The sequence below is a fragment of the Streptomyces odontomachicola genome (assembly GCF_039605595.1).
GTDB lineage: Bacteria > Actinomycetota > Actinomycetes > Streptomycetales > Streptomycetaceae > Streptomyces.
On sequence record NZ_JBCFOK010000002.1, the window covers coordinates 127,906 to 153,942 of the forward strand.

General features: G+C 72.5%; 28 protein-coding genes. 12 read left to right on the plus strand and 16 right to left on the minus strand.

The window, feature by feature from the left end; genetic code table 11:
* The first annotated feature begins 64 nt into the window (after positions 1–64).
* Positions 65–661, plus strand: a complete 597-nt coding sequence (locus tag ABEE00_RS03280; RefSeq protein ID WP_345743666.1) for an STAS domain-containing protein — start codon at positions 65–67, stop codon at positions 659–661.
* Here ABEE00_RS03280 and ABEE00_RS03285 read toward each other — a convergent pair.
* A complete protein-coding gene (locus tag ABEE00_RS03285) occupies positions 636–1,064 on the minus strand; it encodes an ester cyclase (RefSeq protein ID WP_345743667.1) in 429 nt (142 codons plus the stop codon). The two genes, ABEE00_RS03280 and ABEE00_RS03285, sit on opposite strands and share 26 nt — an antisense overlap.
* Before the next feature lie 188 nt (positions 1,065–1,252).
* On the minus strand, positions 1,253–1,690 hold the full coding sequence (locus ABEE00_RS03290) for a hypothetical protein (RefSeq protein WP_345743668.1): 438 nt from the start codon (positions 1,688–1,690) through the stop codon (positions 1,253–1,255).
* A gap of 207 nt (positions 1,691–1,897) precedes the next feature.
* Here ABEE00_RS03290 and ABEE00_RS03295 point away from each other — a divergent pair, with 207 nt between their 5' ends.
* From ABEE00_RS03295 to ABEE00_RS03310, 4 genes are all read left to right on the plus strand, one after another.
* Entirely contained in the window at positions 1,898–2,209 is a 312-nt protein-coding gene (locus tag ABEE00_RS03295; RefSeq protein WP_345743669.1) for a hypothetical protein, read from the plus strand.
* Between the two features lie 72 nt (positions 2,210–2,281).
* Complete coding sequence (locus tag ABEE00_RS03300; protein ID WP_345743670.1) at positions 2,282–2,728, plus strand: helix-turn-helix transcriptional regulator; 447 nt, start codon at positions 2,282–2,284, stop codon at positions 2,726–2,728.
* A 5-nt stretch (positions 2,729–2,733) separates the two neighbouring features.
* Entirely contained in the window at positions 2,734–3,159 is a 426-nt protein-coding gene (locus tag ABEE00_RS03305) for a VOC family protein (protein ID WP_345743671.1), read from the plus strand.
* Positions 3,160–3,344: 185 nt separating this feature from the next.
* Positions 3,345–5,789: an excinuclease ABC subunit UvrA gene (locus ABEE00_RS03310; protein ID WP_345743672.1), complete on the plus strand. Its 2,445-nt coding sequence runs from the start codon at positions 3,345–3,347 to the stop codon at positions 5,787–5,789.
* 70 nt (positions 5,790–5,859) lie between these two features.
* Here ABEE00_RS03310 and ABEE00_RS03315 read toward each other — a convergent pair whose 3' ends face one another.
* The 4 genes from ABEE00_RS03315 to ABEE00_RS03330 all read right to left on the minus strand — a co-directional run bounded on the left by ABEE00_RS03315 (position 5,860) and on the right by ABEE00_RS03330 (position 8,755).
* A complete protein-coding gene (locus tag ABEE00_RS03315; RefSeq protein WP_345743673.1) occupies positions 5,860–6,003 on the minus strand; it encodes a hypothetical protein in 144 nt (47 codons plus the stop codon).
* Between the two features lie 143 nt (positions 6,004–6,146).
* Complete coding sequence (locus ABEE00_RS03320) at positions 6,147–6,839, minus strand: hypothetical protein (RefSeq protein ID WP_345743674.1); 693 nt, start codon at positions 6,837–6,839, stop codon at positions 6,147–6,149.
* Positions 6,836–7,438, minus strand: a complete 603-nt coding sequence (locus ABEE00_RS03325; protein WP_345743675.1) for a sigma-70 family RNA polymerase sigma factor — start codon at positions 7,436–7,438, stop codon at positions 6,836–6,838. Before ABEE00_RS03325 ends, ABEE00_RS03320 begins: the two co-directional genes overlap by 4 nt.
* Before the next feature lie 324 nt (positions 7,439–7,762).
* Positions 7,763–8,755 (minus strand): phosphatase PAP2 family protein, encoded by a 993-nt coding sequence (locus tag ABEE00_RS03330; protein WP_345743676.1) that lies wholly within the window; start codon positions 8,753–8,755, stop codon positions 7,763–7,765.
* A gap of 131 nt (positions 8,756–8,886) precedes the next feature.
* Between ABEE00_RS03330 and ABEE00_RS03335 the strand changes: the two genes are divergently transcribed.
* A complete protein-coding gene (locus ABEE00_RS03335; protein WP_345743677.1) occupies positions 8,887–10,035 on the plus strand; it encodes a beta-ketoacyl-ACP synthase 3 in 1,149 nt (382 codons plus the stop codon).
* A gap of 126 nt (positions 10,036–10,161) precedes the next feature.
* Here the strand turns inward: ABEE00_RS03335 and ABEE00_RS03340 are convergent, their stop codons facing one another.
* Positions 10,162–11,586, minus strand: coding sequence for an FG-GAP and VCBS repeat-containing protein (locus tag ABEE00_RS03340; protein ID WP_345743678.1), 1,425 nt, complete (start codon positions 11,584–11,586; stop codon positions 10,162–10,164).
* 233 nt (positions 11,587–11,819) lie between these two features.
* Here ABEE00_RS03340 and ABEE00_RS03345 point away from each other — a divergent pair, with 233 nt between their 5' ends.
* On the plus strand, positions 11,820–13,109 hold the full coding sequence (locus tag ABEE00_RS03345) for an alpha/beta fold hydrolase (RefSeq protein ID WP_345743679.1): 1,290 nt from the start codon (positions 11,820–11,822) through the stop codon (positions 13,107–13,109).
* Between the two features lie 22 nt (positions 13,110–13,131).
* On the opposite strand, the gene ABEE00_RS03350 is transcribed toward ABEE00_RS03345, so the two are convergent.
* The 3 genes from ABEE00_RS03350 to ABEE00_RS03360 are packed head-to-tail and all read right to left on the minus strand — an operon-like array spanning position 13,132 to position 16,045.
* Positions 13,132–14,421 (minus strand): glycosyltransferase family 2 protein, encoded by a 1,290-nt coding sequence (locus ABEE00_RS03350; protein WP_345743680.1) that lies wholly within the window; start codon positions 14,419–14,421, stop codon positions 13,132–13,134.
* Positions 14,418–15,758, minus strand: coding sequence for a beta-ketoacyl-[acyl-carrier-protein] synthase family protein (locus ABEE00_RS03355; RefSeq protein WP_345743681.1), 1,341 nt, complete (start codon positions 15,756–15,758; stop codon positions 14,418–14,420). Before ABEE00_RS03355 ends, ABEE00_RS03350 begins: the two co-directional genes overlap by 4 nt.
* Positions 15,755–16,045 carry an acyl carrier protein gene (locus tag ABEE00_RS03360; RefSeq protein ID WP_345743682.1) on the minus strand — a complete coding sequence of 97 codons (291 nt, stop codon included), beginning with the start codon at positions 16,043–16,045 and terminating at the stop codon, positions 15,755–15,757. The genes ABEE00_RS03355 and ABEE00_RS03360 overlap by 4 nt, the downstream gene beginning before the upstream one ends.
* A gap of 172 nt (positions 16,046–16,217) precedes the next feature.
* Here ABEE00_RS03360 and ABEE00_RS03365 point away from each other — a divergent pair, with 172 nt between their 5' ends.
* On the plus strand, positions 16,218–16,886 hold the full coding sequence (locus ABEE00_RS03365; protein ID WP_345743683.1) for a sterol desaturase family protein: 669 nt from the start codon (positions 16,218–16,220) through the stop codon (positions 16,884–16,886).
* Here ABEE00_RS03365 and ABEE00_RS03370 read toward each other — a convergent pair.
* The 4 genes from ABEE00_RS03370 to ABEE00_RS03385 form a co-directional block, all read right to left on the minus strand.
* Positions 16,774–17,859 (minus strand): NAD-dependent epimerase/dehydratase family protein, encoded by a 1,086-nt coding sequence (locus tag ABEE00_RS03370; RefSeq protein WP_345743684.1) that lies wholly within the window; start codon positions 17,857–17,859, stop codon positions 16,774–16,776. The genes ABEE00_RS03365 and ABEE00_RS03370 overlap by 113 nt on opposite strands.
* Positions 17,859–19,049 carry a GNAT family N-acetyltransferase gene (locus ABEE00_RS03375; RefSeq protein ID WP_345743685.1) on the minus strand — a complete coding sequence of 397 codons (1,191 nt, stop codon included), beginning with the start codon at positions 19,047–19,049 and terminating at the stop codon, positions 17,859–17,861. The genes ABEE00_RS03370 and ABEE00_RS03375 overlap by 1 nt, the downstream gene beginning before the upstream one ends.
* Positions 19,046–20,479, minus strand: a complete 1,434-nt coding sequence (locus tag ABEE00_RS03380) for an aminotransferase class I/II-fold pyridoxal phosphate-dependent enzyme (protein WP_345743686.1) — start codon at positions 20,477–20,479, stop codon at positions 19,046–19,048. The genes ABEE00_RS03375 and ABEE00_RS03380 overlap by 4 nt, the downstream gene beginning before the upstream one ends.
* Before the next feature lie 314 nt (positions 20,480–20,793).
* Positions 20,794–21,528, minus strand: coding sequence for a hypothetical protein (locus ABEE00_RS03385; RefSeq protein ID WP_345743687.1), 735 nt, complete (start codon positions 21,526–21,528; stop codon positions 20,794–20,796).
* 265 nt (positions 21,529–21,793) lie between these two features.
* On the opposite strand from ABEE00_RS03385, the gene ABEE00_RS03390 reads away from it, so the two are divergent.
* The gene (locus tag ABEE00_RS03390; RefSeq protein WP_345743688.1) at positions 21,794–22,225 is read left to right on the plus strand and encodes a nuclear transport factor 2 family protein; all 432 of its coding nucleotides are present in this window, start codon (positions 21,794–21,796) and stop codon (positions 22,223–22,225) included.
* Positions 22,226–22,369: 144 nt separating this feature from the next.
* Here ABEE00_RS03390 and ABEE00_RS03395 read toward each other — a convergent pair whose 3' ends face one another.
* Positions 22,370–23,086 (minus strand): type III effector protein, encoded by a 717-nt coding sequence (locus ABEE00_RS03395; protein ID WP_345743689.1) that lies wholly within the window; start codon positions 23,084–23,086, stop codon positions 22,370–22,372.
* 171 nt (positions 23,087–23,257) lie between these two features.
* Between ABEE00_RS03395 and ABEE00_RS03400 the strand changes: the two genes are divergently transcribed.
* On the plus strand, positions 23,258–23,701 hold the full coding sequence (locus ABEE00_RS03400) for an Hsp20/alpha crystallin family protein (RefSeq protein ID WP_345743690.1): 444 nt from the start codon (positions 23,258–23,260) through the stop codon (positions 23,699–23,701).
* 202 nt (positions 23,702–23,903) lie between these two features.
* Positions 23,904–24,338: a DUF2267 domain-containing protein gene (locus tag ABEE00_RS03405; RefSeq protein WP_345743691.1), complete on the plus strand. Its 435-nt coding sequence runs from the start codon at positions 23,904–23,906 to the stop codon at positions 24,336–24,338.
* Positions 24,339–24,404: 66 nt separating this feature from the next.
* Here the strand turns inward: ABEE00_RS03405 and ABEE00_RS03410 are convergent, their stop codons facing one another.
* A complete protein-coding gene (locus tag ABEE00_RS03410; protein WP_345743692.1) occupies positions 24,405–25,670 on the minus strand; it encodes an aromatic acid exporter family protein in 1,266 nt (421 codons plus the stop codon).
* A gap of 189 nt (positions 25,671–25,859) precedes the next feature.
* Between ABEE00_RS03410 and ABEE00_RS03415 the strand changes: the two genes are divergently transcribed.
* Entirely contained in the window at positions 25,860–26,018 is a 159-nt protein-coding gene (locus ABEE00_RS03415) for a hypothetical protein (protein ID WP_345743693.1), read from the plus strand.
* Positions 26,019–26,037 lie beyond the last annotated feature (19 nt).

A 26,037-nucleotide genomic window follows, 5' to 3' on the forward strand; every position in this document is an offset into this window, starting at 1 on the left:
AGGTCAGGCAGCGGCCCTTCCCGGAACCGCCCGGTTTCTCTCTCCGTTTCCTGTGGAGCCGACCATGCCCGTACCGGACTTCGACGTTGCCGACTGGTTCGACGGCACCGACGGCGTCGACCTCGCCGACTGCACCGTGCTCGCCGTGAGCGAGGAGATCGACCTCAGCAACGCGGACCTCGTCGAGGCCGAGCTGAGCCGGCGGCTGCGCGCCTGCATCACCGCGACGGTGATCGTCGATGTGCGGGCGACGCTGCTGACGGTCACCGGCGTCGCCGTGCTGGAGTCCCTGCACGCGCTGGCCGGGCGGCAGGGGGTGCGGCTCCTGGTGGTGCCGCGGTATCCGCTGGTGCGGCGGGTGTTGCGGCTGACGGGGGCGGATCGGGTGCTGAGCGTCCATCCCGGGCGGGAGTCTGGGCCGGGCTCCAGCCTGAGCTCGGGCTCAGGCCCCGGTCCGAGCTCGGGCTCAAGCTCCGGTGCGGGTTCGGGCCCAAGCTCCGGGCCGAGCTCAGGTCCGGGTTCGGGGCCAAGCTCCGGCCCGCGCCCCGACCCCGGCTCCGGCTCGCGCCCCGATCCCGGTTCCGGGCCGCGCCCCGGTCCACAGCCCGGCCCCCACCCCGTACAAGGCCCGAAGCTCAGGCGACCCCGAGCTGCTGGTTGAGGTACTGCCCGTCGGAGCACACCCAGTACTCCGCGAAGCGCCCGTCCTCGTACCGCAGGATGTCGTTCCCGCGGAACACGACCTCCGTGCCGGGCGCGGCCGTCGCACCGGGGAATCCGCCCTGGTAGAGCCCGCGCCCGACCCAGCGCGCGGAGAGCAGGTCACCCTGTACGAGGGGTCCCACCTCGGGTGCGAAGGTCAGCTCCTCGAAGCACTGGTGGCTCATCGCGATGAGGTCGGCGATGCCCTGCGGACCGCTCAACTCGCCCTCGGTGCCCGGCTGGATCGCGCCGTGGTGGATGGCGAAGCCGGGCGCGACGATCTCCGGGGCGACGGAGAGGTCCCCGCCCCACAGTTCCCCCAGCCAGCGCACGTACAGCGCGCGCATCGTCTCCTCGGCCATCGCTTCTCCTTCCGGCACGGCGGCGGCACTCCGGTCACGCCGGGCACCCGGGATCGCCGGGTTCCGGCAAGTGCCGCCCTGTGTCTGCAGTGTGCATGTGGTCTCCTCTCATCTATCACGCCGACCTCAACTGACGCGTGGGTAACCCGGGTTGGGGCGGACACACAGCGCGCTTTACGAAGCGTGCTTTACGAACGGCTCTTCCGGTCCGGGCCCTGCTCCAACTTCCGCTTGCGGCGCGCGATGCTCAGAAGCCTGACGAGCGAGATCGCGAAGGGCCCCGCAGCGAGCAGGATCGCCCCGTTGAGCGGCCTGCCATTTGCGATATGACCTGCGACGATGAGTGTGCTGAAAGCGAGGAGCAGCACCGGAGCCATCCATATCCGCCACCAGGACTGCGAGCGCAGTTCGGCGTCCTGGCGCGTTCTGGCGTCGGCCATGCGCATGTCCATCTCCTGCGGAGACTTCCGCAGCACCATGACGACGGGGACGCAGCACAGGGCGAGCATCGCCGACTCGATCACGATGCCGCCGGTGTCGCCCTTGCTGATGGCCTTCGCGAGCAGGAACGCGAAGAGCACGGCCAGGGCGCCCGCGAGGATGCAGATCTTTTTTCTGGGGTTCACGTCTTCTCTCCGATCGCCAGCCCCCTGACGGGCGGGGACGCTAGGCGACGGCGGAGAGGCGGAGAAAATTGATCACGGGGTTTCGTTGCATGTCTCACGTAAGTCGGTGCGCCCGGGCCCTGGTCCTCATCAGCTCAGTGGCCCCGAATGCCGGAGTGGTTACGCGACGTTGCAGAATGTCGGCATCCGCGTCGTGGGAGGGGCTCGATGGCGATCTACGCCTTGGTGCTGTGCGCGATCACCGTCTTCTGGCCGTTGATCGCCCTCATCCGGCTTCCGTGGCCCCTTGCCGCCGCGGTCTTCTCCAGCGCCGTTCTCCTGCTGAGCATCGCCGCTGTGGCCTGGATGCTTGCCCAAGGGGGCGACGGGTTCATCTTCGCGGTGTTCGGCCCCAGCCTGCTGATCGCCTCGTGGCGGCTGCGCCAGAGTCTGCGCCGCCTCGCCCGTGCCGGGCGGCAGGGCGGGACCCCGCGGCGCCCATCCCTCCGTAACGGCGGGAGACGGCTTCCCCAGGGGTAGCGGCACCGCCGGGGAGGCCGCCGTGCTGTTCGCCGGAGCCGCTCTGTCGTACCCCCATGCGATCCTGAAAACGTGACCCTGGAAGATCTCGTCCGGCTGCGCCGGGCCCGTGACCTGATGGACCGCGCCTACGCGGAGCCGCTCGATGTGCCCGCGCTCGCGCGCGCCGCGCTGATGTCGCCCGGCCACTTCTCGCGCAGCTTCCGTGCCGCGTTCGGGGAGACGCCGTACGGCTATCTGATGACGCGGCGCATCGAGCGCGCCAAGGCCCTGCTGAGACGCGGCGACCTGTCGGTGACCGAGGTGTGCTTCGCGGTGGGGTGTACATCGCTGGGCTCCTTCAGCACCCGTTTCACCGAGCTGGTCGGCGAGAGCCCCAGCGCCTACAGGGCGCGCGAGCACGACGCGGGCGCCGCCGTGCCGGCCTGCATGGCCAAGATCCTCACGCGTCCGGTCAGGACGACTGCGGGAACGGTCAGGAATGGAGAAGCCATACCGGCGCCGCCGCCCGTAGCGTGACAGACATGACAGACACGGACATCACGCTCTCGACCTGCTTCATCGCCGTCGACGACCACGAGAAGGCGCTCGCCTTCTACCGGGACATCCTCGGCCTGGAGGTACGCAACGACGTCGGCTTCGAGGGGATGCGCTGGGTGACCGTCGGCTCGCCGGCGCAGCCCGATGTGAGCATCGTCCTCGAACCGCCCCTGGCCGACCCCAACGCCTCGGAAGCCGACCGCCGGGCCATGGCCGAGCTGCTGGCCAAGGGCCTGCTGCGGGCCGTCCTCTTCCACACCGACGACTGCGACGCGACCTTCGAGAAGATCAGCGCGGCGGGCGGCGAGGTGCTGCAGGAGCCCGTGGACCAGCCGTACGGAGTGCGCGACTGCGCCTTCCGCGACCCGGCGGGCAACATGCTGCGCTTCACCCAGCCCAAGGGGAAGTGACCCGGAGGGGCCGGGTCCGCGCAGGGCCGGCCCGGCCCCGCCGAAACCCGGTCCCGCTTCCGTACCCCCGGCATTACGCTGCCGAGAACCCGAACACGCATCCGGCTCGCCCCGCGCGGCCGGATGCGCTCGGCAGTACCCATCGCGGGCCCTCGCGGTCCCGCACGACAGGTGGAGAGAAGAGCATGGCCGCGAGCACCGAGCCCAGACCCGGAGCCGAGCCCGAGCCGCAGTCGCCCGCGCCCCGGCCCGTACCGGAGGCGCACCCCGCCCCGCACCCCGCCGACACCCACGACCTGATCCGGGTGCACGGCGCGCGCGAGAACAACCTCAAGGACGTCAGCGTCGAACTGCCCAAGCGGCGGCTGACGGTGTTCACCGGGGTCTCGGGGTCCGGCAAGAGCTCGCTGGTGTTCGACACCATCGCCGCCGAGTCCCAGCGCATGGTGAACGAGACCTACAGCGCCTTCTTGCAGGGCTTCATGCCCACCCTGGCCCGGCCCGAGGTGGACGTGCTCGACGGGCTGACCACCGCGATCACCGTGGACCAGCAGCGGATGGGCTCGGACCCGCGCTCCACGGTGGGCACCGCGACCGACGCGTACGCGATGCTGCGCATCCTCTTCAGCCGGCTCGGGCAGCCGCACGTCGGCCCGCCGGGCGCGTTCTCCTTCAACGTCGCCACGGTCAGCGCGAGCGGCGGCTTCACCGTGGACCGCGGCGAGGAGAAGACCAGGACCGAGAAGGTGAGCTTCACCCGGACCGGCGGCATGTGCACGCGCTGCGAGGGCCGCGGCACGGTCTCCGACATCGATCTGGCCGAGCTGTACGACGACGCGAAATCGCTCGCCGAGGACCCCTTCACCATTCCCACCTACACAGGTGACGGCTGGGTGGTACGGGTCATCCGGGAGTCGGGGTTCTTCGACGCGGACAAGCCGATCCGCGACTTCACCAAGAAGGAGCGGCACGACTTCCTCTACCGGGAGCCCACCAAGGTCAAGATCAACGGGGTCAACCTCACGTACGAGGGCCTGATCCCGAAGATCCAGAAGACCTTCCTGTCCAAGGACAGGGAGTCGATGCAGCCGCACATCCGGGCCTTCGTGGACCGCGCGGTCACCTTCGCCGTCTGCCCCGAGTGCGAGGGCACCCGGCTGAGCGAGCTGGTCCGCTCCTCCAAGATCAAGGACCTGTCGATCGCGGACGCGAGCGCGATGGAGATCCGCGACCTGGCCGAGTGGGTACGGGGGCTGGCCGAGCCCTCGGTGGCGCCGCTGCTCACCGCGCTGCAGCAGAGCCTCGACTCCTTCGTGGAGATCGGCCTCGGCTACCTCTCGCTGAACCGCCCCTCGGGCTCGCTCTCCGGCGGCGAGGCGCAGCGCGTGAAGATGATCCGGCACCTCGGCTCCTCGCTGACGGACACCACGTACGTGTTCGACGAGCCGACCATCGGCCTCCACCCGCACGACATCCGGCGCATGAACACCCTGCTGCTGCGGCTGCGCGACAAGGGCAACACCGTGCTGGTCGTGGAGCACAAGCCGGAGGCCATCGCGATCGCCGACCATGTCGTGGACCTCGGTCCGGGGGCCGGTACCGAGGGTGGGACGGTCTGCTACGAGGGCACCGTCGAGGGCCTGCGCGCCTCCGGCACGATCACCGGGCGGCACCTGGACGACCGCGCGGAGTTGAAGAAGTCGGTGCGCGAGCCCACCGGAAAGCTGGAGATCCGGGGCGCCACGGCGAACAACCTGCAGAACGTGGACGCCGACATCCCCCTCGGCGTGCTCACGGTGGTCACCGGGGTCGCCGGATCCGGCAAGAGCTCCCTGCTGCACGGCTCCATCCCCGCCTCCGAGGGCGTCATCGCGGTCGACCAGGCCGCGATCCGCGGCTCACGGCGCAGCAACCCGGCCACGTACACCGGGCTGCTCGACCCCGTACGCAAGGCGTTCGCCAAGGCCAACGGGGTCAAGCCGGCGCTGTTCAGCGCCAATTCGGAGGGCGCGTGCCCGCAGTGCAAGGGCGCCGGCGTCCTCTTCACCGACCTGGCGATGATGGCCGGTGTCGCCGCGCCCTGCGAGGAGTGCGAGGGCAGGCGCTTCCAGTCCTCGGTGCTCGAATACCGCTTCGGCGGGCGGGACATCAGCGAGGTGCTGGCGATGTCGGTGGACGAGGCGCTGGAGTTCTTCGGCGCGGGCGAGGCGCGTACGCCGGCCGCGCACAGGATCCTCGAGCGCCTGCACGACGTGGGGCTCGGCTACCTGACACTGGGTCAGCCCCTGACGACGCTCTCCGGCGGCGAGCGGCAACGCCTCAAGCTCGCCACTCATATGGGTGAAAAGGGCGGCGTCTACGTCCTCGACGAGCCGACCACGGGCCTGCACCTGGCCGACGTCGAACAGCTCCTGGCCCTGCTCGACCGCCTCGTCGACGCGGGCAAGACGGTCATCGTCATCGAACACCACCAGGCGGTCATGGCCCACGCCGACTGGATCATCGACCTGGGCCCGGGCGCGGGCCACGACGGCGGCCGCATCGTCTTCTCGGGCACGCCGGAACGGTTGGTCGCCGAGCGGGCGACGCTGACGGGGGAGCACTTGGCGGAGTACGTGGGGAGGGGCTGAGGGGCGTAGGTGCGGGGCGGGGCGATGATGCCCCGCCCCGGGCAAAGCTGGGGCGCCGACAGCTACATGGTCAGACGCGCTTCTGGACCCAGAACACGGCGAGGCTGACCACGCCGGTGCCCAGCCCATAGCAGACGCCGCGCGCCATGTGGGCAACTGCCGTCCGGCGGTTTCGGCGTACGCCGCGGAGCGCCCGCCGGAGAAGTTCTGCCATGGTCCTGCGCCAAGACCGGTGTTCGGCATCACCGTTCACGACAGATTGTCCTTTCTCCAGGGAACCGATCGCGAGGAGCCCATCCGGCCACGGCCAGGAGTCTGAAAGCGGGGAAGAGGGCTCCTCGCCTGTAGGGGCTTGGGCTACCTCCAGGTGTTGCCTTGAGCGTTGAACTGGTGGAACTGGGCGGCCAGACGGCGGTCCGGGCGGCTGAGGATGATGCACGAGTCAGCCCCCGAGGTCGCAAGGCGGTTGACTTCCATCTCCAGCTCGCCCGTGGGAGCGGTGGCCCGGCTGCACCCGGAGGTGCGCACGAAGCGGGTCATCCTCTCCACGTTGGTGAAGAAATCGTCGTCGAGAGCAGGTGAGCTGGGCTCAAGCAGCGTGTCCGTCACCTGATGGATCCAGTGCTGCGCTTCCCGGCTCTCTCCGCGGGCCAGATGGTGCAGGTGGAGGCAGTAGGCAGCGCCGCGGTGTCCGGCTCCCGCGGCCAACTGCCACCAGAACTGTGCGCTCTCGAAGTGCTCGGTGAGGTAGAGCAGGCAGGCGAATACCACAGCGCCGTCGACGTCGAGCTGGTCCTCGGTGAGCTCGGTGGAGGCGTCGGGGTCCTGAGCCAGACGGTCGACGTGTTCGGCGGCATCCGGCCTGTTGAGGTACCAGCGGCAGACCACGGACAGCTGCTGACCGGCGCGGGCGGCATGGAGCATGTCCGGTGCGGGGGTGGCGTCGGCCGCGTCTTCAGCGAGCCGGCGCAGTGCGGCGCCGACGTCGAACCCGTCGGCTGGGGAGGTCGGGATTCGAGCGTGGGCCAAAAGGCCGTCGATGGTGGTCACTGGCCGGCTCCTTCCTTTCCCCGTCGGGGCTCTTCCGGGAGATTCAGATGCACGCGGAGGCGCTCCTTGCCCTTCCGGCAGTGGTAGACGACGGTGCGCGGGTCCAAGCCCATGTAGCGGGCGATCTTCTTCGTCTCGTACCCGAGGAGGTAGCGCAGGACGATGACGGTGAACTGGCGGGGCGGAAGTTCCAGAATCGCCTCGTAGAGGCCGCGGGACCCGGTGCTGAACTCCAGCCCATGCCGAACGGCCTTCAACTGCTGGGCTATAGGACCGTTGATGACGAACGCCGCGCGCCGTTGATCGTGTCGCAGACGGTCCGTGACGCATCGGTGCAGCACCGCGAGGGCCTGTTCTTCCAGGTCGTTCTGCTTCAGCAGCTGGTTCCAGCCGGCCAGAATCTTCAGGAAGACCTGATGGACGACCTGTTCGGCGGCCCTCCTGCTGCCGAGGTGGATTTCGGCGAAGGCGTGGAAGAACTCCTGGTGCCCGAGGTAGAAGCCTTCGAAGTCCAGCGGCAGGTTGGTCGGTGCGTGGACGGTCTCGCGGTGGCCGCCGTCCTGGGGCGATACGTCCTTGCTGACGTCGCCATCCTTCACTCGTCCTCCAGGGGTCCTCACCGCAGCCTCACCGTTGAGAAGCGGTGGTCGTCGGGTGCGGGCTGCCGGCCCGCACGAAGGATCAGTTGATCCCTTGGCACCACCATGGCGATTTCGCGGTCCGCAAACTCATCGCCCTTCAAATATCAGTAAAAGATCGTGTGGTGCGTACGGATCCTGAATCCATGATGTGCTCATGCGTCCGTCTTAAGGGGCCTGGTCAGCGGAATCGTCAGAAGGAGTCGTGAAAGTGTTCAGAAGGCGCCAGTGAAGAGGTTGCCACCAGCGAGTTGAGGATTACCCAAGGCGGGTAGGTGGGCCGCTTCAGTCAAAACCGGAAGAGAGCCGCTGGCTCACGGTTTCGTCTGATCGCCTGCGCTTGGTGTTGGCATCCTGGCGAGAACGTGCGCGCTCCCACGCCCCGTTGAGGCGCGGTGCCACATAGCAACCGGCGGCTGCCAATAGCAGGCCCGCCAGTACGTCGACCGCGTAATGCCAGCGCAGGTACAGGGTTGAGGCTCCGATGGCCAGGAGCAGCGGGGAGTGGAGCCAGAACGAGGGGCGGGTGTCGCGCCATAGGAAGCAGGCTGCGACCGTCGTGCCGGCGATGTGGAGGCTGGGGAAGGCGTCCACGTTGATGTTGTGGGCCATGTAGCGCGCGGTCCACCACGTGTTGAGCGGGGTGGCGAAGTGGCCCGCGAGGCCGAAGCGGGGGCCGGCGGCGGGCAGCAGGAAGTAGCACAGGAAGCCCGCGCAGTGGACGAGGATGAGGCCCAACAGGAGGTCGGAGAGAGCGCGTTCGCGGCGCCGCAGGAAAAGGTGGAGGCCGAGGGCGAGCGGCGGCAGCCATGCGCAGGAGTACGCCAGGCCCAGCACCGCGGTCAGCGCGGGATGCACCAGCGGGGCCAGCATCGGCACCGGGTCGTGCCCCGCGAACAGCCAGCGGTCCGCGTACGCGAGCTGCGCGTCGTAGTGCGCCGGGTGCAGCATCGGCACGGCCCAGCGGAGCTGCGGATACAGACCCAGGCACAGGGCCAGTGCGATCAGGTCGCGGGCGCTCCGCGTCCACCGGCAGCCGCCCTCGTACGCCGTCTCGTGCCACACCGGGCAGCGCAGCGCGCCCGCGCCCCACACCGCGAGCAGCAGCGCCGCGGCGACCAGCCCCGAACGGGCGTCGGGATGCGCGACGGCCGCCGGGCGCAGCACGCCGAGCACCGCCAGTAGGAGCAGGAACGGCAGGACCGCGATCTCTTTGGGGTCCAGCCGCAGTACGGGGGTGAACGCGGTGGTGCGCGGCCTGGCCGTGCGCGGAGGCATTTCGACCCTTTCGCCGGTGTGTGGTCGAGATGTCTACCAGAGCGCGTGCGCGTACAGGCCGACCGGGCAACGCCGGGGTGTAACGCGCGAAATGCGCGGTCCTCCGCGGGCTTGCGGCCAGGATGAGCGGCGTGACCGAGAACCAGCACCCGGTGGATCCCTCCGCCTCCGTACGACCTGACCTGCTCGTACGGCCCGAACTGCTCGTACGCCGTGACCTTCCCGTACGCCACGGCCTTCCCGCCCCCGCGTACTCGCGGCTGGCCGCCCTCGCCGCGTACCGCCCCGCACGCGGCGTGGAGAGCACCGAACTCGCCCCGCGCTGGGGCGTGGACGCGCAGTGGATTGAGCGGCGCGTCGGGGTGCGCAGGCGCGGCGTCGCCGACGCGGAGGAGACGGTGAGCGCGATGGCCGCTGCCGCCGCGCGCAAGGCGCTGGCCGAGGGCGGCGTTCCCGCGGGGCGGGTGGACGCGGTGGTGGTGGCGGGGTGCTCGGCGCGTTCCCCGATGCCCAGCACCGCGGCGCGGGTGGCCGCCGCGCTCGGGCTGGAATCGCCCGGAGTCTTCGACCTCAACGCGGCCTGCGCCGGGTTCTGTTACGCGCTCGGCGTGGCAGACGGGCTGGTCAGGGCCGGTACGGCCGGGTGCGTACTGGTGGCGGGCGCGGAGCGGATGAGCGACTGGGTCGACCCGGGGGACCGGGACACCGCGCCGGTGTTCGCCGACGGCGCGGGCGCCGCGCTGGTGACCGCCGCCGCGCACCCGGGAATTCACCCGACCGTGTGGGGCAGCGCACCGGAGCTGGCCGACCTGATCACGATCCCGGACGGCGGGACCGAGGCTGACACCGGCACCGAGGCCGGCACCGAGGCTGGCACCGAGACCGGGACTGGGGCCGGTGCCGAGGCCGGGGGCGGCCCCGACGGTGAGCGGTGGCTGCGGATGCAGGGGCGGGCCGTGTACCGGTGGGCGCTGGACGGTCTCGCCGACGTCGCCCGGCGTGCCTGCGAACGCGCCGGGCTGCACCCGCACGAGCTGCGCGGCTTCGTACCGCATCAGGCCAACCTGCGCATGATCGAGGCCATCGCCGCGCAGCTCGGGGCCGAACACGCCGTGCTGGCGCGGGACATCGTGGAGGCGGGGAACACCTCGGCGGCCTCGGTACCCATGGCCCTGGACGCGCTGCGGCGCCGCGGCGAGGTGGCCCCCGGCGACCCGGTCCTGCTGCTCGGCTTCGGCGCGGGGCTGAGCTATGCGGGGCAGGTGGTGCGGGTGCCGTGAGGGGGCGCGAGGCGTGCGGCCCGGGCCGATGTGTGCTGTCGGACGCCCGCGCGGCCACCCGGGCGGCCGCGCCGAGTGTCCTCGACGCGGCCCCACACGTAGTCACGCGGCGTGTGACTCCCGCGCTCAGCGCGCCAGCGGATTCCCGAAGAAGTCCGCGCCGGCCGGCGGGCCGAAGTAGGCGGAGCCGCGGCCGGTCACGCCGCGGGCCGTGCTGGGGAGGTTCCAGACCGTGCCGTGGCCGTTCTCGCCGATCGCGGAGGCGGTGAGGTCGGCGCGGCCGTCGCCGTCGTTGTCGGCGAGTACGAGCTCGGTGCCGAAGTCGTCGCCGCGCTCGGCGTGACCGGGTACGCCCTCGCTGTTCTCGGTGAAGTACAGCGCGTCCTTGGTGCTCACACCCTCGGCGGTGCCGCGCAGCACGGTGACCGCGCCCGCCTCCTTCACCGCGCGGGAGCCGCGGCCCAGGGTCTCGCCGGGGGCGCCGACGGCCAGTTCGCCGTACCCGTCGCCGTCCGTATCGCCGATGGCCAGGCCGAGACCGAACTTGTCGCCCGGCTCGTCGGTCGCGGGTACGCCCTCGGTGTCCTGGGTGAGGGTGACCGAGGGGCGCCCGCCGCCGGGGCCCGAGGCCGAGCCGTAGACCACGGCGACCCGGCCCGACTTCGGGTCGGCGGCCGCGAGGTCCGCCTTGCCGTCGTGGTCGATGTCGCCGAGCGCGGTCTGCGAGGAGCCGGGGTAGCCGTCGCCCGCGGGCACGCCGGGGACGTCGACGAAGGAGGAGAGCCCGGTGCTCCTGCCCGCCGCCCACTGCGCCGCCGCACGCCACTCGGGATCGGCGGCCTTCTCGGTCTCCGCGACCAGATCGGCACGCCCGTCGCCGTTCATGTCACCGGCCCGCAGCTCCTGCGACCAGCCGTGCAGGCCCGGTACGTCGCTCACGCCCGCGTTCCGCCCGGCGCGCGTGAGCGGCCCCTTGATCACGCGTACGCCCTCGTTGTGCGTCGTGGCCAGGTCGAGGTGGCCGTCGCCGTCGAAGTCGGCGGCGGCCAGCGCCCGGCCCACGGCGTGGTCGGGGTCGGTGTCCGCGGGCGTGCCGGTGTCCGGCGTGCTGCCGTCCCGCAGCCCCGAGGAGCTGCCCCACAGCAGGGTGACCCCGCCGAACGCCTCCTGCCCGTCCGCGATCCTGCCGGGCACGCCCACACCGAGGTCGCTGTAGCCGTCCTCGTCGAAGTCGCCGGCCGTCAGCGCGCTGCCGAAGTTGTCGGAGTCGCCGTCGTCACCGGGTACGCCGGGGGAGTGCTGGCCCAGGTCGGCGCGCCCGCCGCCCAGCCGCCCCTGGGCCGAGCCGTACAGGACGGTCACCCGCCCGCTCTTGAGGCTCGCGTACGTGGCCACGTCCCCGTAGCCGTCGCCGTTGAAGTCCCCGCGAATGCCCGAGGGTGAGGAGGACTTGCCAGAGGGCGACTTTCCGGACCCGGCCGCCGAGGCCGGACCGGCCCCCGCCGTCATCAGCCCCGCGGCCAGCACACCCGAACTCGCCGCAACCGTCACTAACTTCACTGCACTGCGCATACGAAGTGATTCCCCCATGCGGCTCAAGCCGCTCTCAGGACACATTGGTGTGCACTCTCTCCACACCCAGACACAACGGAACGCCGTCCGGTTGCATATGGACCGCAATCGCTCAACTCCGCGCACAGCGCGAGCACATGGAGGCAGACCCCACCTCAGGTCCGGGTGCTGGCCGTCTACTGCGGTGAGCACTCCGCGACCAGGCTCGTGCCATGACCACACCTCGCACGGCCACACCTCGCACGCCCACACCTCGCCGGGCGCGCCGCCGCCTGACCGCCGCGGCCCTCGCCGCCGCCTTCCTCGTACCGTCCGCGTACGCCATCGCCCCCGCCGCGGCCTCCGTACCGCAGTCGTCCGCGCAGCACCACTCGCACACCCAGGACCAGAAGCGGGCCAGAGGCGCGCTGCTCGGCGTCGAGCGGCTCGCGCACAAATCGCGGGCGCAGATCGACGCGCTGCTGGCGAAGGCGAAGGTGAAGGCCCCGGCCGCGCGGTACGGGGGCACCCTGTACCGGCTCACGTACGCCACGATCACTCCGCAGGGCGCGCCCACCACCGCTTCGGCGCTGCTGGTGCTGCCCGACGGCGGCGGGAAGAAGATCGCGACCGTGTCCGAGACGCACGGGACGACCGGCTACCGCGGGTACGCGCCGTCCGGCGAGGACAGCCTCTCGGGGCTCGGCGCGCTGCTGTACGCCGCGGGCGGCCGGGCCGTCGTCGCGCCCGACTACCTGGGGCTGGGCAGCGGTCCTGGCCGCCACCCCTACATGGACACCCGCTCCTCGGTGTCCGCCTCGCTCGACGCGCTGCGCGCGGGCCGCACCGCCGCCGGGCAGCACGGCAAGCGGCTGACCGGCGAGGTGTACGTGACCGGCTTCTCGCAGGGCGGCCAGGTCGCGGTGGCCCTGGCGCGCGAGATCCAGCGCGGCGCCGCACCGGGCCTGAGGCTGCGGGCGCTGGCCCCGGTGAGCGGCCCGTACGCGATCGGCGGCGAGGAGCTGCCCGGCATGTACGACGGCCGGGTGGCCGGCACCTCGGCAGTCTTCTACCTCTCCTACTTCCTCACCGCGCAGAACCGCCTCCACCCCCTCTACTCCGACCCGCGCCAGGTCTTCCGCGCGCCCTACTCCGCGCGCGTCGAGGGGCTCTTCGACGGCAGCCACAAGGACGAGGAGATCAGTGCTCAACTGCCCCGCACGATAGAGAAGTTGCTGACACCGAAGTGGTACGCGGACTTACGCCATCCGACAGGAGCCCTGGCACGCGTGGTGCGGCTCAACGACGGGATGTGCGCGTGGGGGCCGCGCGTACCGGTGCGGCTGCACACCTCGCACGGTGACCGCGATGTGCCCCGGGGCAACACCGTGCGCTGCGCCAAGGACATGGCGGCACACGGCGTCAAGGCCACGGTCGTCGACCATGGCGAGGCCGACCACGGCGGCACCTACCGCGAGGCGGTCGGCGAGAACGCCCGCTGGTTCGCCCGCCTCGACGACTGAGCGCTGTCCGCCCTCCGGCAGGTCACCAGTCGCCGTCGGCCATCTCCCGCCGCTCGCCCTCGCGTTGCTCCCCGCGCCCGTTCTCCGGTACGCGCCGCGGCCCGGGCAGCCATGCCCGCAGCCGCTCCCGGGTACGAGGGCGGGCGCGGGTCCGGTCGCGTACGCCTCTGCGGGCGCGCGGCGCGGGCACCCGCGCGCTGCGCCCCTTCCCCGTACGGGACTCCCGCCGCTCCAGCGCGTACGAGCGCAGCACCAGGGCGCACAGGAGCAGCACCGAGAGCGGGTGCGCGAGCGCGTCGGGCCAGGTCCGGTGGCCGACGGCCCGCCCGGTCACCCACCTCCCCGCGACGGCCAGCGCATAACCGAGCAGCCCGGGGAGCGAGCCCGCACAGGCGGCGGCGGGCGGCACTACGTACAGGAAGCACAGCCCCATCAGCGCGCACAGCGCCAGCGGGAAGGGCATCGCGGTGCGCAGCGACTTGGTGTGGCTCTGGGCGATTTCGGACCAGGAGGCGTACGTGCCGCAGCGGGCCAGCCGGGTGGCGTCGGCCGTCACCAGGCGGCCGCCTCTGCGCCGGACCTCGCGCGCGAGGGCCCGGTCCTCCAGCGCCTCGCGGCGTACCGCGCCATGACCACCGGCGGCCTCGTAAGCGGACCGGTCGAAGACCAGCAACCGGCCCTCGGCCGCCGCCCGTTCGGGCCGCCGCGTCATCCACAGCGGCAGGAAGCTGAACCGGCACCACGGGGTGAGCGGCCGGACGAGGCGTTCCCGCACGCCGTGCGCGGTGCGGGTGAGATGCGGGGCCAGCAGCCCGGCGCGGTGCTCGCGCAGCGCCGTGACCAGGGAGGCGAGCGCGTGGGGCGAGGCGAGGACGACGTCGGGGTCCAGGAAGACCAGGGTGCGGGACGCGGGATGCGCGTGGTCGGCGAGTCGGCGGCGGGCCTGCGGCCTGCCCGGTCGGCCCGGCGGTGGGGGAGCGCCGCGGTGGAGGCGTACGCGCGGGTCGCCCGCGGCCACGGCGCGCGCCGTCGCCGCCGTGTCATCGTCCGACCCCTCGTCCAGCACCAGCACTTCGAGCAGCGGCACACCGCGCTGTGCCCGTACGGACTCCAGGCACGGTCCGATGCGGTGCGCCGCGTTGCGCGCGGGCACCAGCACCGAGACCGGCTCGTCGAGCGGAGCGGTGACCTCGGGGAGCGGACGCGGCGCGAAGCGCGCGGTGAACGCGGAGTGCGCCGTGGCGGCCGCACAGCCGGCCGCGGCCCACCACAGCGGAGCGCCCCACACGCTCGGATCGCCCCATGCGCTCATGCGACCGAGGGAGCGGGCTCGGCGGCTTCGGCGGTCCCGCCGGGCGCGTTCGGCGCGGGCCGTTCGGCGGCGCGGAAGGCGAGTGCGGTGTTGTGCCCGCCGAACGCCGCCGAGGTGCTGACCGCGGTGCGCAGGTCCGTCGGCCGCGGCGAACGGGCCACCACGTCCAGCGAGATGGCCTCGTCGAGCTCCTCCAGGTTCGCCGTCGGCGGGATGGTCTGGCGGTGCAGGGTGAGCACCGTCAGCGCGGCCTCGATGGCCCCGCCGGCGCCCATGGTGTGCCCGAGCGCTCCCTTCGCCGCGGTCACCGGCGGCACCCTGCCCGCGCCGAACACGGCCTCCAACGCGCGCGCCTCCACCGCGTCGTTGAGCGGGGTCCCCGTGCCGTGTGCGTTGACGTGGTCCACATCGCGCGGCTGCCATCCGGCCTGGGTCATGCACAGGCCGAGCGCCTGGCGCAGCCCGCGGCCCTCCGGATGCGGGGCCACCATGTGGTGCGCGTCCGTCGCGCAGCCGTGTCCCGCCAGGTAGGCGAGCGGCCGCGCCCCGCGTGCCTCGGCGTCGGCGCGGCGCTCCAGGAGCATGAGCCCGGCGCCCTCGCCCAGGACGAAGCCGTCGCGGCCGGCGTCGAAGGGGCGGGACGCGGCCGCGGGGTCGGCGCGCCGCGTGGAGAGCGCGCCGAGCTGTGAGAAGGACACCGCGCTGATCGCCGACCTGCCGCTCTCCGCGCCGCCCGCGAGGACCGCGTCCACGGTGCCCGCGCGCAGCAGGTCGGCGGCCAGCCCGATCGCCATCGCGCCCGAGGCGCAGGCGGCGGCGGGGCACATGACCGGGCCCTGCGCGCCCAGGTCCAGGGCGACTTCGGCCGCGGCTGATGTGGGCAGCGAACGCGGCAGCGAGGTCGGCGGCACCAGACCTGCGCGCCCGTCGGCGATCTTCTCGCACACCCCGGGAACCGCCTCGAAGCTCGCGGTCCCCGCGCCGATGAGCACCGCGAGCCGCGGGCCGCCGCGCAGCGAGGGCGGCAGCCCCGCCTGTTCGACGGCCTCGCGCGCCGCGACCATCGCCATCTGCGCGGGACGGTCCAGCCGCCTGCTGAGTACCCGGCCCAGTTCGGCCTGCGGCTTCCAGTCGACGACGGCGCAGGAGAAGTCGGTGTCCAGGCCCTGCAGAAGGGGGTCGCGGGCGGCCAGCCCGCAGCCCGCGTTCACCCCCTCCCAGGTGCTCCTGCCGTCCTGGCCCGCCGCCGTGACCAGGCCGAGCCCGGTCACGGCCAGCTCGGCGACCGCGGGTGCGGGCACCGGGGGTTCGGGCGCGGCCCGCTGGGGCGCGGTCACCGGCCCGGCTCGGCGTAGACCTCGGTCCCGGCCCCTGCCTCCGCGCCCGCTGCCGCCGCCGCGGGCGCGCCGGCCTCCAGTTGCCGGGCCGCCTCCTGGAGCGTGGTGGCCGCGCCGACCTCGCCCAGCCGTACGCCGGTCTCCTCCTCGGCGATGACGACGAGCTCGGCCAGCGAGAGCGAGTCGAGTTCGAGCTCGGCGAACGTCGTCTCGGGCCTGACCAGTTCGGCCGGAACGTCGAAGTCGTCAATCAGGTGCCGCGCGATTGCCTCGAATTGGGGTGACATCGAAATCTGTGCCTTTCCTCGGGTACTGCCGTGTCCTGCTGTACGGGACCGTGTGCTGCCGCGCGACGCGGGAGAACACACGGAGAATGTGCCGCGAGCCGTGCGCTGTTACGGTGCTGGGCCGCCGCGAACGCTACGGGAGAAGAACGGAAAACCAGGGAGGCGAGGCGCCGTGCGCCGTGCCGATTATCTGCGGGATTCACCGCCGATGTTCACCAATCGCCGGCTGGATCGGCTGAGCCGGGTCCACCCGGCCGTTCCGGCACTTCTGTATCTGCCGCTGATTCTTCTCCTGACGGCGCTCGGACTGCCACGCTCCGGTGCGCTGAGCGGAGTTGGGCTGTGGCTGCTCGGATATCTGCTGTGGACGCTGGTCGAATACTGGGTGCACCGCAGCGTTTTCCATTTCTCCGCGAAGTCTCCCTTTACCCGGAGGCTGCACTGGTTGATGCACGGCGTTCACCATGAACACCCGAATGACCCCTACCGGCTGGTCATTCCGCCCGCGGTGAGCCTCCCCGTGGGCGCACTCGTCCTGTTCGGCCTCCGCCAACTCCTGGGCCCGGACGGCTGGATGGCGGCAGGAGCCGGCTTCGGCGCGGGCTACCTGGCGTACGACATGCTGCACTTCGCCCTCCACCACCACCGGGCACGCTCGCCGCTGCTGCGCGCGCTGCGCCGCCGCCACCTGCGCCATCACTTCGAGGACGAGCGCCGCGGCTTCGGCATCAGCGCCCCCTACTGGGACCGCGTCTTCGGTACGGCGCCGCCCCGGCGCCCTGCGCGCCCTCCGCGCCCAACACCCCCGCCAGGCCCTCCCGCAGACCGGTCAGCGGGGTGAAGCGCAGCTCGCGCACCGCGCGGTCGATGGCCAGCGTCCAGTCCTGCTGCCGTGCCTCGCGCAGCTTGTCCCGGTTGAGCATGGTCGTGCGGCCCAGCGCACGGGCCGCCGACTCGCCGGCCCACGCCGCAGCCTGGGCCAGCGCCGGGGGTACGGGGAGGGTGCGCGGCGCCCTTCGGCCCAGCGCGTGGGCCAGTTCGCGGCCGATGCCCTCGTAGGTGTGCACCTCGCCGTCGCTGACCTGGTAGACGCCGCGGCCCGCCGACGCGTGGTCCCCGCGCGCCGCTCCCGTACCGGCGCCCGCGCCCGCCCTCGTACCCTCCAGGCGCTCGGTGCCCTCGCCCGCTGCGTGCAGGGCGCGGCACAGGTCGCCGACATGCACCAGGGAATAGCGGCGCGGGCCGCGGCCGCAGGTCAGCAGCAGTCCGGCGGCCACCATGGAGCGCAGCGCCGGCACGAACTCCCGGTCGCCGGGCCCGTAGACGATCGGCGGGCGCACGATCACCGCGTCCAGCCAGCCGGCCGCGGCGCGCAGCGCGAGTTCCCCGGAGAGCTTGCTGCGGCCGTAGTGCGAGACGGGTGCGGGCGGCGCGCACTCGGCGCGCGGCCGCCCGTCGAGCGAGGGCCCCGCCGCGGCCAGCGAGGAGCAGTACACCAGCCGCGGCGACGCCGGCAGGTGCCGCAGCGCGCCGAGCAGCCGGCGGGTGCCCTGCCCGTTGACCTGCTCGTATCCCGCTGGGCTGGGCGCTTTGACGGCGGCCGCCAGATGGAAGACGCACTCGACATCGCGTACGGCCTCCGCCAGCCCGGCGCCGCTCGCCACATCGCCTCGTACGACGCGGTCCACCGGCGCGTCGGCTGCCAGCCGGGCCGGATCGCGCACCAACACGCCGACCTGGTGGCCGCCTTGGGCGAGCCGGCGTACGAGGTGGGAACCGACGAACCCGGTCGCGCCGGTGACCAGCACCCGCATCAGGACTGCACCGGCGCGGGGGCGGCCGAGGCGGCGCGCTGTGCGGGGATCGGGCGCCGGTAGATGCGGTGGGTGCGGTAGACGCTGCCGCCGGCCGCCTCGATGGCGCGGTTCACGGAGGTGTTGTCCTCCAGCGTCCACGACAGCTCGTACCTGCGGAAACCGCGCTCCAGGGCGAGCCGCTGCAACTCGGTGTAGAGCACCGTCTCCAGGCCGCGGCCCCGGAACTCGTGCTGCACGCCCAGCGCCACCAGCCGCCCGGTGTCGATGCGGCGCATGCCCCGCACCAGCCGCAGCAGACCGAGCGGCAAGCCCCAGGTGGTGAGCCTGCCGCGCACCGGGCGCAGTGCTTGATTGAGGTCTGGCACGCCCAGCGCGAAGGCCACCGGCTCCCCGTCGACCTCGGCGAACAGGGCGAGCCCGCGCCGCACCAGGGGCTTCAACCGCGCGGCGAGATGCGCGAATTCGCGGTCGCTCATGGTGACGGCGCCCCAGTTCCGCGCCCAGGCCCTGTTGTAGATGTCCCGGATGCGCGCCGCCTCGCGCCCGAAGTCCGCCGGATCCAGCGGCCGCACCGTGACACCCTCCAGCCGCCGTACGGCATCGGCGAGCCGGCCGATGCGCTCGGGCAGCCGCCCCTCGGGCTCCGCGTGCAGCAGCCAGGAGTACAGATCCTTCGCCTTGGTGAAGCCGCAGCCCTCCAGCAGACCCGGATACGAGGGCGGGTTGTACGCCGTCATCAGCGTCGGCGCGTGCGCGAAGCCGTCCACCAGCAGCCCGCACTCCTCATTGGTGGTGAACCCGAGCGGGCCGCGCAGCGTGGCCGCGCCACTGTCGGCCAGCCACTCCTCGGCGGCCTCGAAGAGCGCGGCGGCCACGGTGATGTCCTCGGCGCACTCGAAGAACCCGAACACCCCGTAAGGGGCGCCCTCCTCGTCCACGAACCGCGGATCCCGGGCCACCGCGATGCGCCCCAGCACGGGGGCTCCGCGCCCGGTGCCGCGCCGCGCCAGGAACAGCCGCGCCGAACCGGTGTCGAAGAACGGATTCCGCCGCGGGTTCAGCAGCATCCGCTGCTCGCGCTCCAGCGGCGCGACCCAGTACGGGTCATCGCGGTAGAGCCGCTGCGAGAGCCGCAGGAACGCGGTGAGCTCCGCCCGCCCGCGCACGGGGGTGACGTGCGTCTTCATGAGGGGTCCGGCCGTGAGGAGGGGGTGGTGCCGTGTGTGGGGGTGTGTCCGTGCGCGGGGGTGTGCCCGGGTGTGGCTGTCCCCTGCGTGGTGCTCCCCGAGGTGGACCGGCGCTGCGGTGGGGGCTGTGGTGCGGACTGGTGTGGGGGTTGCTGTCCGGGCTGAGCCCCGGGGTGCTCTCCGGGGTGGGCCCCGGGCCGGTCTGCGGGGTGCGGTCGGGGTTGCTCCGGGGGTTGTGCGGGGAGGGTGCCCAGGCGCCTGGCGCAGCGCGCGATGGTCTCCAGGACGCGGTCGATCTGCTCGTCCTCGTGCACGGCCTGCGGGCACAGCCGGATCAGCGGCCTCGCCACGGCCGGGGGCAGCACCACATTGGTGAACACGCCCTCCGCCACCAGTGCCTCCCACAGCGAGAGGCAGCTCGCGTCGTCGGCGCAATAGAGGGGAATCACCGGGGTCTTGTCATGCCCGGTGTCGAAGCCGAGGCCGCGCAGCTCCCCGTGCATGCGCTCGGCCAGCCGCAGCACCCGGCGGCGGCGCTCGGGCTCGGCGCGGATGATGCGCAGCGAGGTCAGCGCGGCGGCAGCGGCGAAGGGCGGCAGCGCGGCCGAGTACATGATCGGCCGGGCGCTGTAGCGCAGATGCGTGATCACCTCGCGCGGGCCCGCCACGAACCCGCCCAGCGAACCGAAGCACTTGGAGAACGTGCCGGTCAGCACGTCGATCCCGTCCTCGGCGCCCAGGTGCTCGCCCGCGCCGCGCCCGTGCGCCCCGAGCATGCCGATGTCGTGCGCGCCGTCCACCAGCACCCGCGCCCCGTACGCGTCGGCGAGCTCGGTGATGCGGGGGAGCGGCGCCAGGTCGCCCTCCATCGAGAACAGCCCGTCGGTGACGACGAGCACGCCTCCCTCCGCGTCCGCCCGCGACGGGGTGGCCTGGAGCATCTGCTCCAAGTGCCCGGTGTCGCAATGCCGGTAGCGGCGGTGCCGGGTGTAGCCGAGCCGCACACCGTCATTCAGCGAGGCGTGATTGAACGCGTCGCCGAGTACGACGTCGTGGCGGGTCAGCAGACCCTCCAGGGACAGGCTCGCCTGATAGCCGGTGGTGGTCACCGCGGCGGATTCCCGGCCGAGGAAATCGGCGAGTTCCGCCTCGAGTTCCTCGTGCAGGGTGAGCGTTCCGTTCAGGAGGCGGGATCCTGAACACGTGGTGCCGAACTCCTTGAGCGCGCTCCCCGCCGACTCCAGCACACGGGGATCCGAGGACAGCCCCAGATAGTCGTTGCAGCCCGTCATGGTGAGCTGCCGCCCGTCCAACTCGGCGCTGCCGTCGGGGCCGCGCGCCGAGAAGGGCCGGTAATACGGATCCCTTCCGGAGTCCAGCAGCGCGTGATATCTCGACACGGCACGGCAGTTGTCGAACACATCACCCATGGCAACTCCCCATCGCGAACGGCTTTCCCGGTGGCGGTTTCTGATTCCGCGCGGACAATGCGGCCAGCGGGACGATTGCGCGCCAGGCTATGCACGCGCCGCGCCACGGGGAAAGAGTGCTCACTCCATCAGCGGATTACGGGGCGGGGCGCGGGCACGTTTCCCCGCACGCGGAATCCGTGGAACCGCGCCGTCAATCGCCGGAAAACAAAAGGGAGTTGTGCGGGGCGCCGGGAAACGGAAACACACGCCGTTTCCCGCGCGCCGCGCGAGCCGCGCCCGGAGTGTCGCCGGCGCCTCAGCGGGTCAGCGCCTCAGCGGGTGAGTGCGTGGCTGAGCGCGCCGACGTACGGCCCCGCGTCCTCGCCCGGCACCCGCCAGCGGAAGGTCGCGCCCGCGCCGTCCACGTACGCCAGCGTGCCGCCCTCGCGCTCCTCGCCGGTCAGGTCGAAGACGGCGACCCGCCAGTCGTGCGCGCCGGGCCGCACCCTTCCGGCGTTCTCGAAGCCGCGCGGGACCACGTTGAAGGCCGAGTTGCCGTCCCCGGCGTCGATCGTGCGGCCGCTACGGGTGATCCACCGCCAGCCGCCGTGCTCTTGGGGCGTGGCCTCGTCGGCCGAGGCGGCGCCGACCGCCTCGGCCCGCACGGCGACGATGGTGAACAGGTCCTTGTCCGGCGCCTCTCCGGTGGCCATGCTCGTGTCGAGCACCGTGCTCGGGCTGAGCGCGAGCGCGCCGCGCCCCGATGTGCCGACGGTGGTCACGGTCCTGCCGAGCCTCAACTGCCGGGTGCCCGCGGTGGCGGAGGGGCTCGCGCTCGCTCCCTGGACCGCTTCGTCGGGATCCGGGGCGCACTCCGGGATCCACTCGTCCCGGGACTCCCGCGCGGCCTCCGCGCACCCCGGGTCCTCCGTGCGCCGCTCCTTCGACGAGGGCTTCGCGCCGCCCGCCTCGGCGTTGGCGACGTTCTCCGCGCTTCCCGAACAGGCGGCGGTCAGCGACAGGCAGGCTCCGGCGGTGAGGACGGCGGCGAATGTACGGATGTTCATGACCCCCCTTGCTGGCTGTCGCGCCCGCAGAATGCTAACGCTCCGCACCCCGCCCGACCCCCATTTCCTCACTCTTCGCACCCGGCCGGGTGTGTGCTGTGAGGGCGCAACTGGGCGGGGGAGGGGGTGCATTGGTTTCCCGGTGTGACCCGAGTTGCGGCTAATCAAGTTTGACTAATGGGGGAGTCGCCCGTACCTTTCCGTCGTCGGCCGCGCCCTGGTGGGCGGCCGAGGGGGTTCGCCGGATCGCAGAGGAGGGGGCCGCATGACCGTTCTGCCGGAGACCGGATACACGCCGACCGAGGAGGACCGGGCGGGACTTGACGCGTGGTTCGCCGCGTACGACGCGGCGAGCGGGAAGCGGGACACCGAGCGGATGGCCGCGATGGCGGTCTTCCCGCTCAATCTGGTGAGCGACGACTCCGCGGGCGACGGAAGGTCCGCGCAGTGGGACCGCGAACAGTTCGTGCGGACCATGACGCAGGTCATGGGCGAGAGCGGCGAAGAGGACATCGCCTTCGACTCGGTGCGCACCCCGGTGTTCCTCTCACCCGCGATGGCCGTGGTCTTCACCGACTCGACCATGACGGTGGAGGGGCGGACACAGCAGCTCAGATACGCCGACATCCTGGTCAAGCGCGGCGGCGAGTGGGCGTTCCAGACGATGGTCCAGCCGGGGTGGGGTGACGGGCTGTAAGACCGGGCCCGGTGTAGTGCGTGGGTGGTACGCGGCGGTGCGAGGGGCACGGCCGCGTACCACCGCGTGCGCGCGTCGGACGGCGATGAGCCGTCGGCGCCCGACACCGCAGTGAAGGACCGCAGTGAAGGACCGTGGTGAAGGTCAGCCGGACCGCCGTTGCGCGTCGCTGTCGTGGCGGAGCCGGTCGGTCTGCCGGGTGAGCGCGTCGATGCGCCCGGCGAGGTCGGGGTGTTCGGCGGCGAGGTGTCCGCGGGAGCGGGCCAGCGGCTCGATCAGCCGCGCCGCGTCGTCGTGTCCGAGCGCCCGGGTCAGCGGCGTACGGGTGGCAGCGGGAAGGTCGCTCAGCGCGGTGACGGCGGCGGCGAGTTGTCGCAGGTCGGCGGCGTTGTCGCGGGCCCAGGCGGTGACCGTGCGGTCCGCGGCGCGGCGGTCACGGGTGGCCTGGATGCGCTCCTCGCCGGTGCTGTCGGGGGCGCCGGGGCGCTGCCGCAGGTAACGGCGCTCGGCGGACTGGCGGTTGGCGACGCCCAGGGGGTGCGCGAGGTCGGCCCAGCTCGCACCCGCCGCGCGCGCCGTCTCGATCAGCCCGGTCTCCCAGTCGCCGAGCTGGTCCCTGACCTGGCGCAGCAACAGGAGGGCCGCCAGGGCCTGTTCGGAACTCGTCCGGCTCGGCTGCCGCTCGGGCCGCGCCCGCTGCGCGGTGCGCACGGCCTCCTCGATCGCCTCCAGCGCCGCCTCGGCCGCGGGGAAGGAGGCGGGAGGGGACTTCTCCCGCGCTGCCCCGGCCCCTGTCCTGGCCCCGGGTCTTGTCCCCGGCTTCGCCTTCTCGTCCGCCGCCTTCCGGTCGTCCCGGCTCATGCGCCACCTCCGCTCGCGCTGTCGCCGTACCGGTGCGTCACCGTACCGATGTGTCGCCGCATCGATGACGCCCCTGCTTGTCATCGTCCGGATGACATGCTACAAGAAGGGGACAGCAGGAAGCAGCGCATTGGGCAGGCGACTGGCCCGTCAAAATGGAGGTGTTTCCCGATGCTGATGCGCACTGACCCCTTCCGCGAGCTGGAGCGGCTCACCCAGCAGGTCTTCAACGGCGGCACGGGTTCCGGTACGTGGTCGCGGCCCTCGGTGATGCCGATGGACGCCTACCGCGACGGCGACGTGTACGTGCTGGCCCTGGACCTCCCCGGCGTCGACCCCGACGCCATCGACATCGACGTCGAGCGGAACATGCTCACCGTCAAGGCCGAGCGCCGCCCGCTCGCGCGCGGCGAGGAGGCCCAGGTGGAGCTCGCCGAGCGCCCGTTGGGCGTCTTCTCGCGCCAGGTGATGCTGGCCGACACGCTGGACACCGAGCGCATCGACGCCCAGTACGACGCCGGCGTCCTCACCGTGCGGATCCCGATCACCGAGCGGGCCAGGCCCCGCAAGATCTCCGTCGGCGGCGGCGCCGACCGCAAGGAGATCAGTACCTGAGGCCGGGTCACGCGGGCGCGCGCCGGGTCAACCGCCGCCAGGCCACGGCATGGTGCCCGGCCGCGCGCCCAGCACATCCACCGCGGCAACCGCCGCACCACCCACCGCACTCACCCGGCGGTCCGTACGGCCGGTGGCCCGCCGTCGGCCACCGGCCCGGACGCCGGAACAACCCCATAGAGAGAAAGGCACTCGTTCACCGATGCAGCCCACACAGGCGTTCTTCAGCCACGCGCCCGCCATGTCCTACGCGCGGATGCTGGAGCGCGTCCGCTACGACGGCGCGTACTCCACTCGCGAGCGCGCCGAAGAAGTCACCTGCCGCGTCCTGGCCGCGCTGGGCCGGCGCGTCACCGGCGAGGAACGCGTGGAACTCGCGGCCCGTCTGCCGCACGAGGCCGCGCAGATCTTCACCGCCGAGATCCCCGAGGCCGCCCCCCTCACCGGCTGGGCCTTCGTGAAGGACCTCGCGGTGCGTACCGGCGGCCACCTGGCCACCACCCGCTGGGACGTGGGCTCCGTCCTCGGCGTCGTCGGCCGCCTCGCGGGACCCGAGCTGCTGGAGCGGATCCTGGCCCAGTTGCCCTCCGGTTACGCCATCCTCTTCGGCCGCGCCGAACTCACCCAGGCCGCCTGAGCGGTGCCGATCGCCTGACCGGCGCGGGCCGCGTGCCCGCGCCGCGGCCGTCGTGCCGTACGCGGCTCACCGGCGCCGGCCTGAGGCGCCCTCGCCTTCCGCCTCCCGTTCCGCTTCCGGGTGCAGGGCGCCGTTGGCGTGGGCGTACGAGAACTCGTCCACCAGCCGGTCGGCGTCGGTGAGCAGTACCCCGTACGTGGCCCAGTGGCCGGAGGAGTCGTCCCCGGCGCCGTCGGTGAGGTCCTCGTGCTGGTCGCGGGCGCTGTCCAGGACGCCCTTGACCGGGTTCTCCTCGTCCGGCTCGCCGGGGTGCGCGCCCACGTGGACGGGCGCGAGCGCCAGGGTCTCCAGCAGCTCCGCGTACCCGGTGAGGAAGCGGGCCGCGGGCGCCTCGGTGTGCTCGTCGTCGAGGATGCGCAGCAGCGCGTAGCAGATGCTGCGGAGCTGTTCGCCGGCCCGGGAGAGGGATTCGACCAGGGTGCGGTAGCCGCGGAAGGTGGTCGGGGTGGGGCGGCGGCGCAGGAGGCGGCGCGGGTTCCAGACCACGCTCTCGGCGCCGGAGTCGACGGCCTGGCGTGCGCTCTGGGCGGTCCTGTCGAGCTGCCGGGCGCGTTCCAGCCAGTCCACGACGGTGTCCCGTTCGGGCATGCCGGAACGCAGGCCGGCGGCCATGTCGTCGAGCAGTGACTCCAGCGCGTCGGACATGCTGGTCACGCCCCGCCGCGCGGTGCGGTAACGCAGCGGCGGCAGTACGGCCAGGGCCACGGCGACGCCGACCGCCGCGCCCAGCACCGCCATGGAGATGATCTGCCACAGGGTGGCGGTCGGCGTGCTCGACAGGGCGTTGAAGGCGAACACCGCCGCGACCGCGACCTGCATCCCCTGGCTGCCCAGCCGCTGCCAGCGCCCGATGACCAGGGCCGCGGCGAGCATCGCGGCGAATCCCCAGGCGTTCTGGCCCACGAAGGGGCCCGCGACCCCGGCCGCCACCACGCCGATGACCACGGCGAGTACGTAGCGCAGGGTCTGCATCAGGGTGCGGTACGCCGTGGACTGCACCACCAGCAGGGCCGTGAAGGGCGCGTACGTGGGCTGCGGCGAGGCGATCGCGTACTTCGCCAGCACCCAGGCGACCACTCCGGCCAGCCCGCTCTTGAACAGCAGGAACAGGGTCTCGCGCTCAGGGCCCGCGTACTCCCGCGCCCTGCGCAGCGCGTCGGCGAGCCGGCCGAGGGACCGCCGCACGCGGCTCCCGGAGGTCGCGGAGAACCGCGGTGTGCCGCCGGTGTCGCCTGTGCCGCTCGCTTCGCGTTCCGTTTCCGTACCGGGCAAGGGCAGCCCCTTCCTCGATTGCTCGGCTCACGGGTCCCCGGGGGCCGGGGGACAAACCCCCTGGCCGGTCCGGCGTACGCCGCGTGCGTGCGGGCCGGCCGCGTACGTCCGGGTGTTTTCCGGGCCGGCGCCCGGGGACCCGGCGGGGCGGACGCGCCGGACATTCCGCCGAGTCGAGGAGGTGCCGGAATGGGTCACGAGAGGACGCCGCGCGAGGAAGAGCGCGAAGCCGAGCGCGGAAAGCTGGCCTCGGAAACCATCGAGGAACGGCACGCCAAGGAGGAGCGCGCGCAGAAGAAGAAGGAAGGCGAGGAAAAGGGCGAAGGCTCCCGGGCCTCCGGGGAGTAGCCGCCGCGACCGCGAGCGG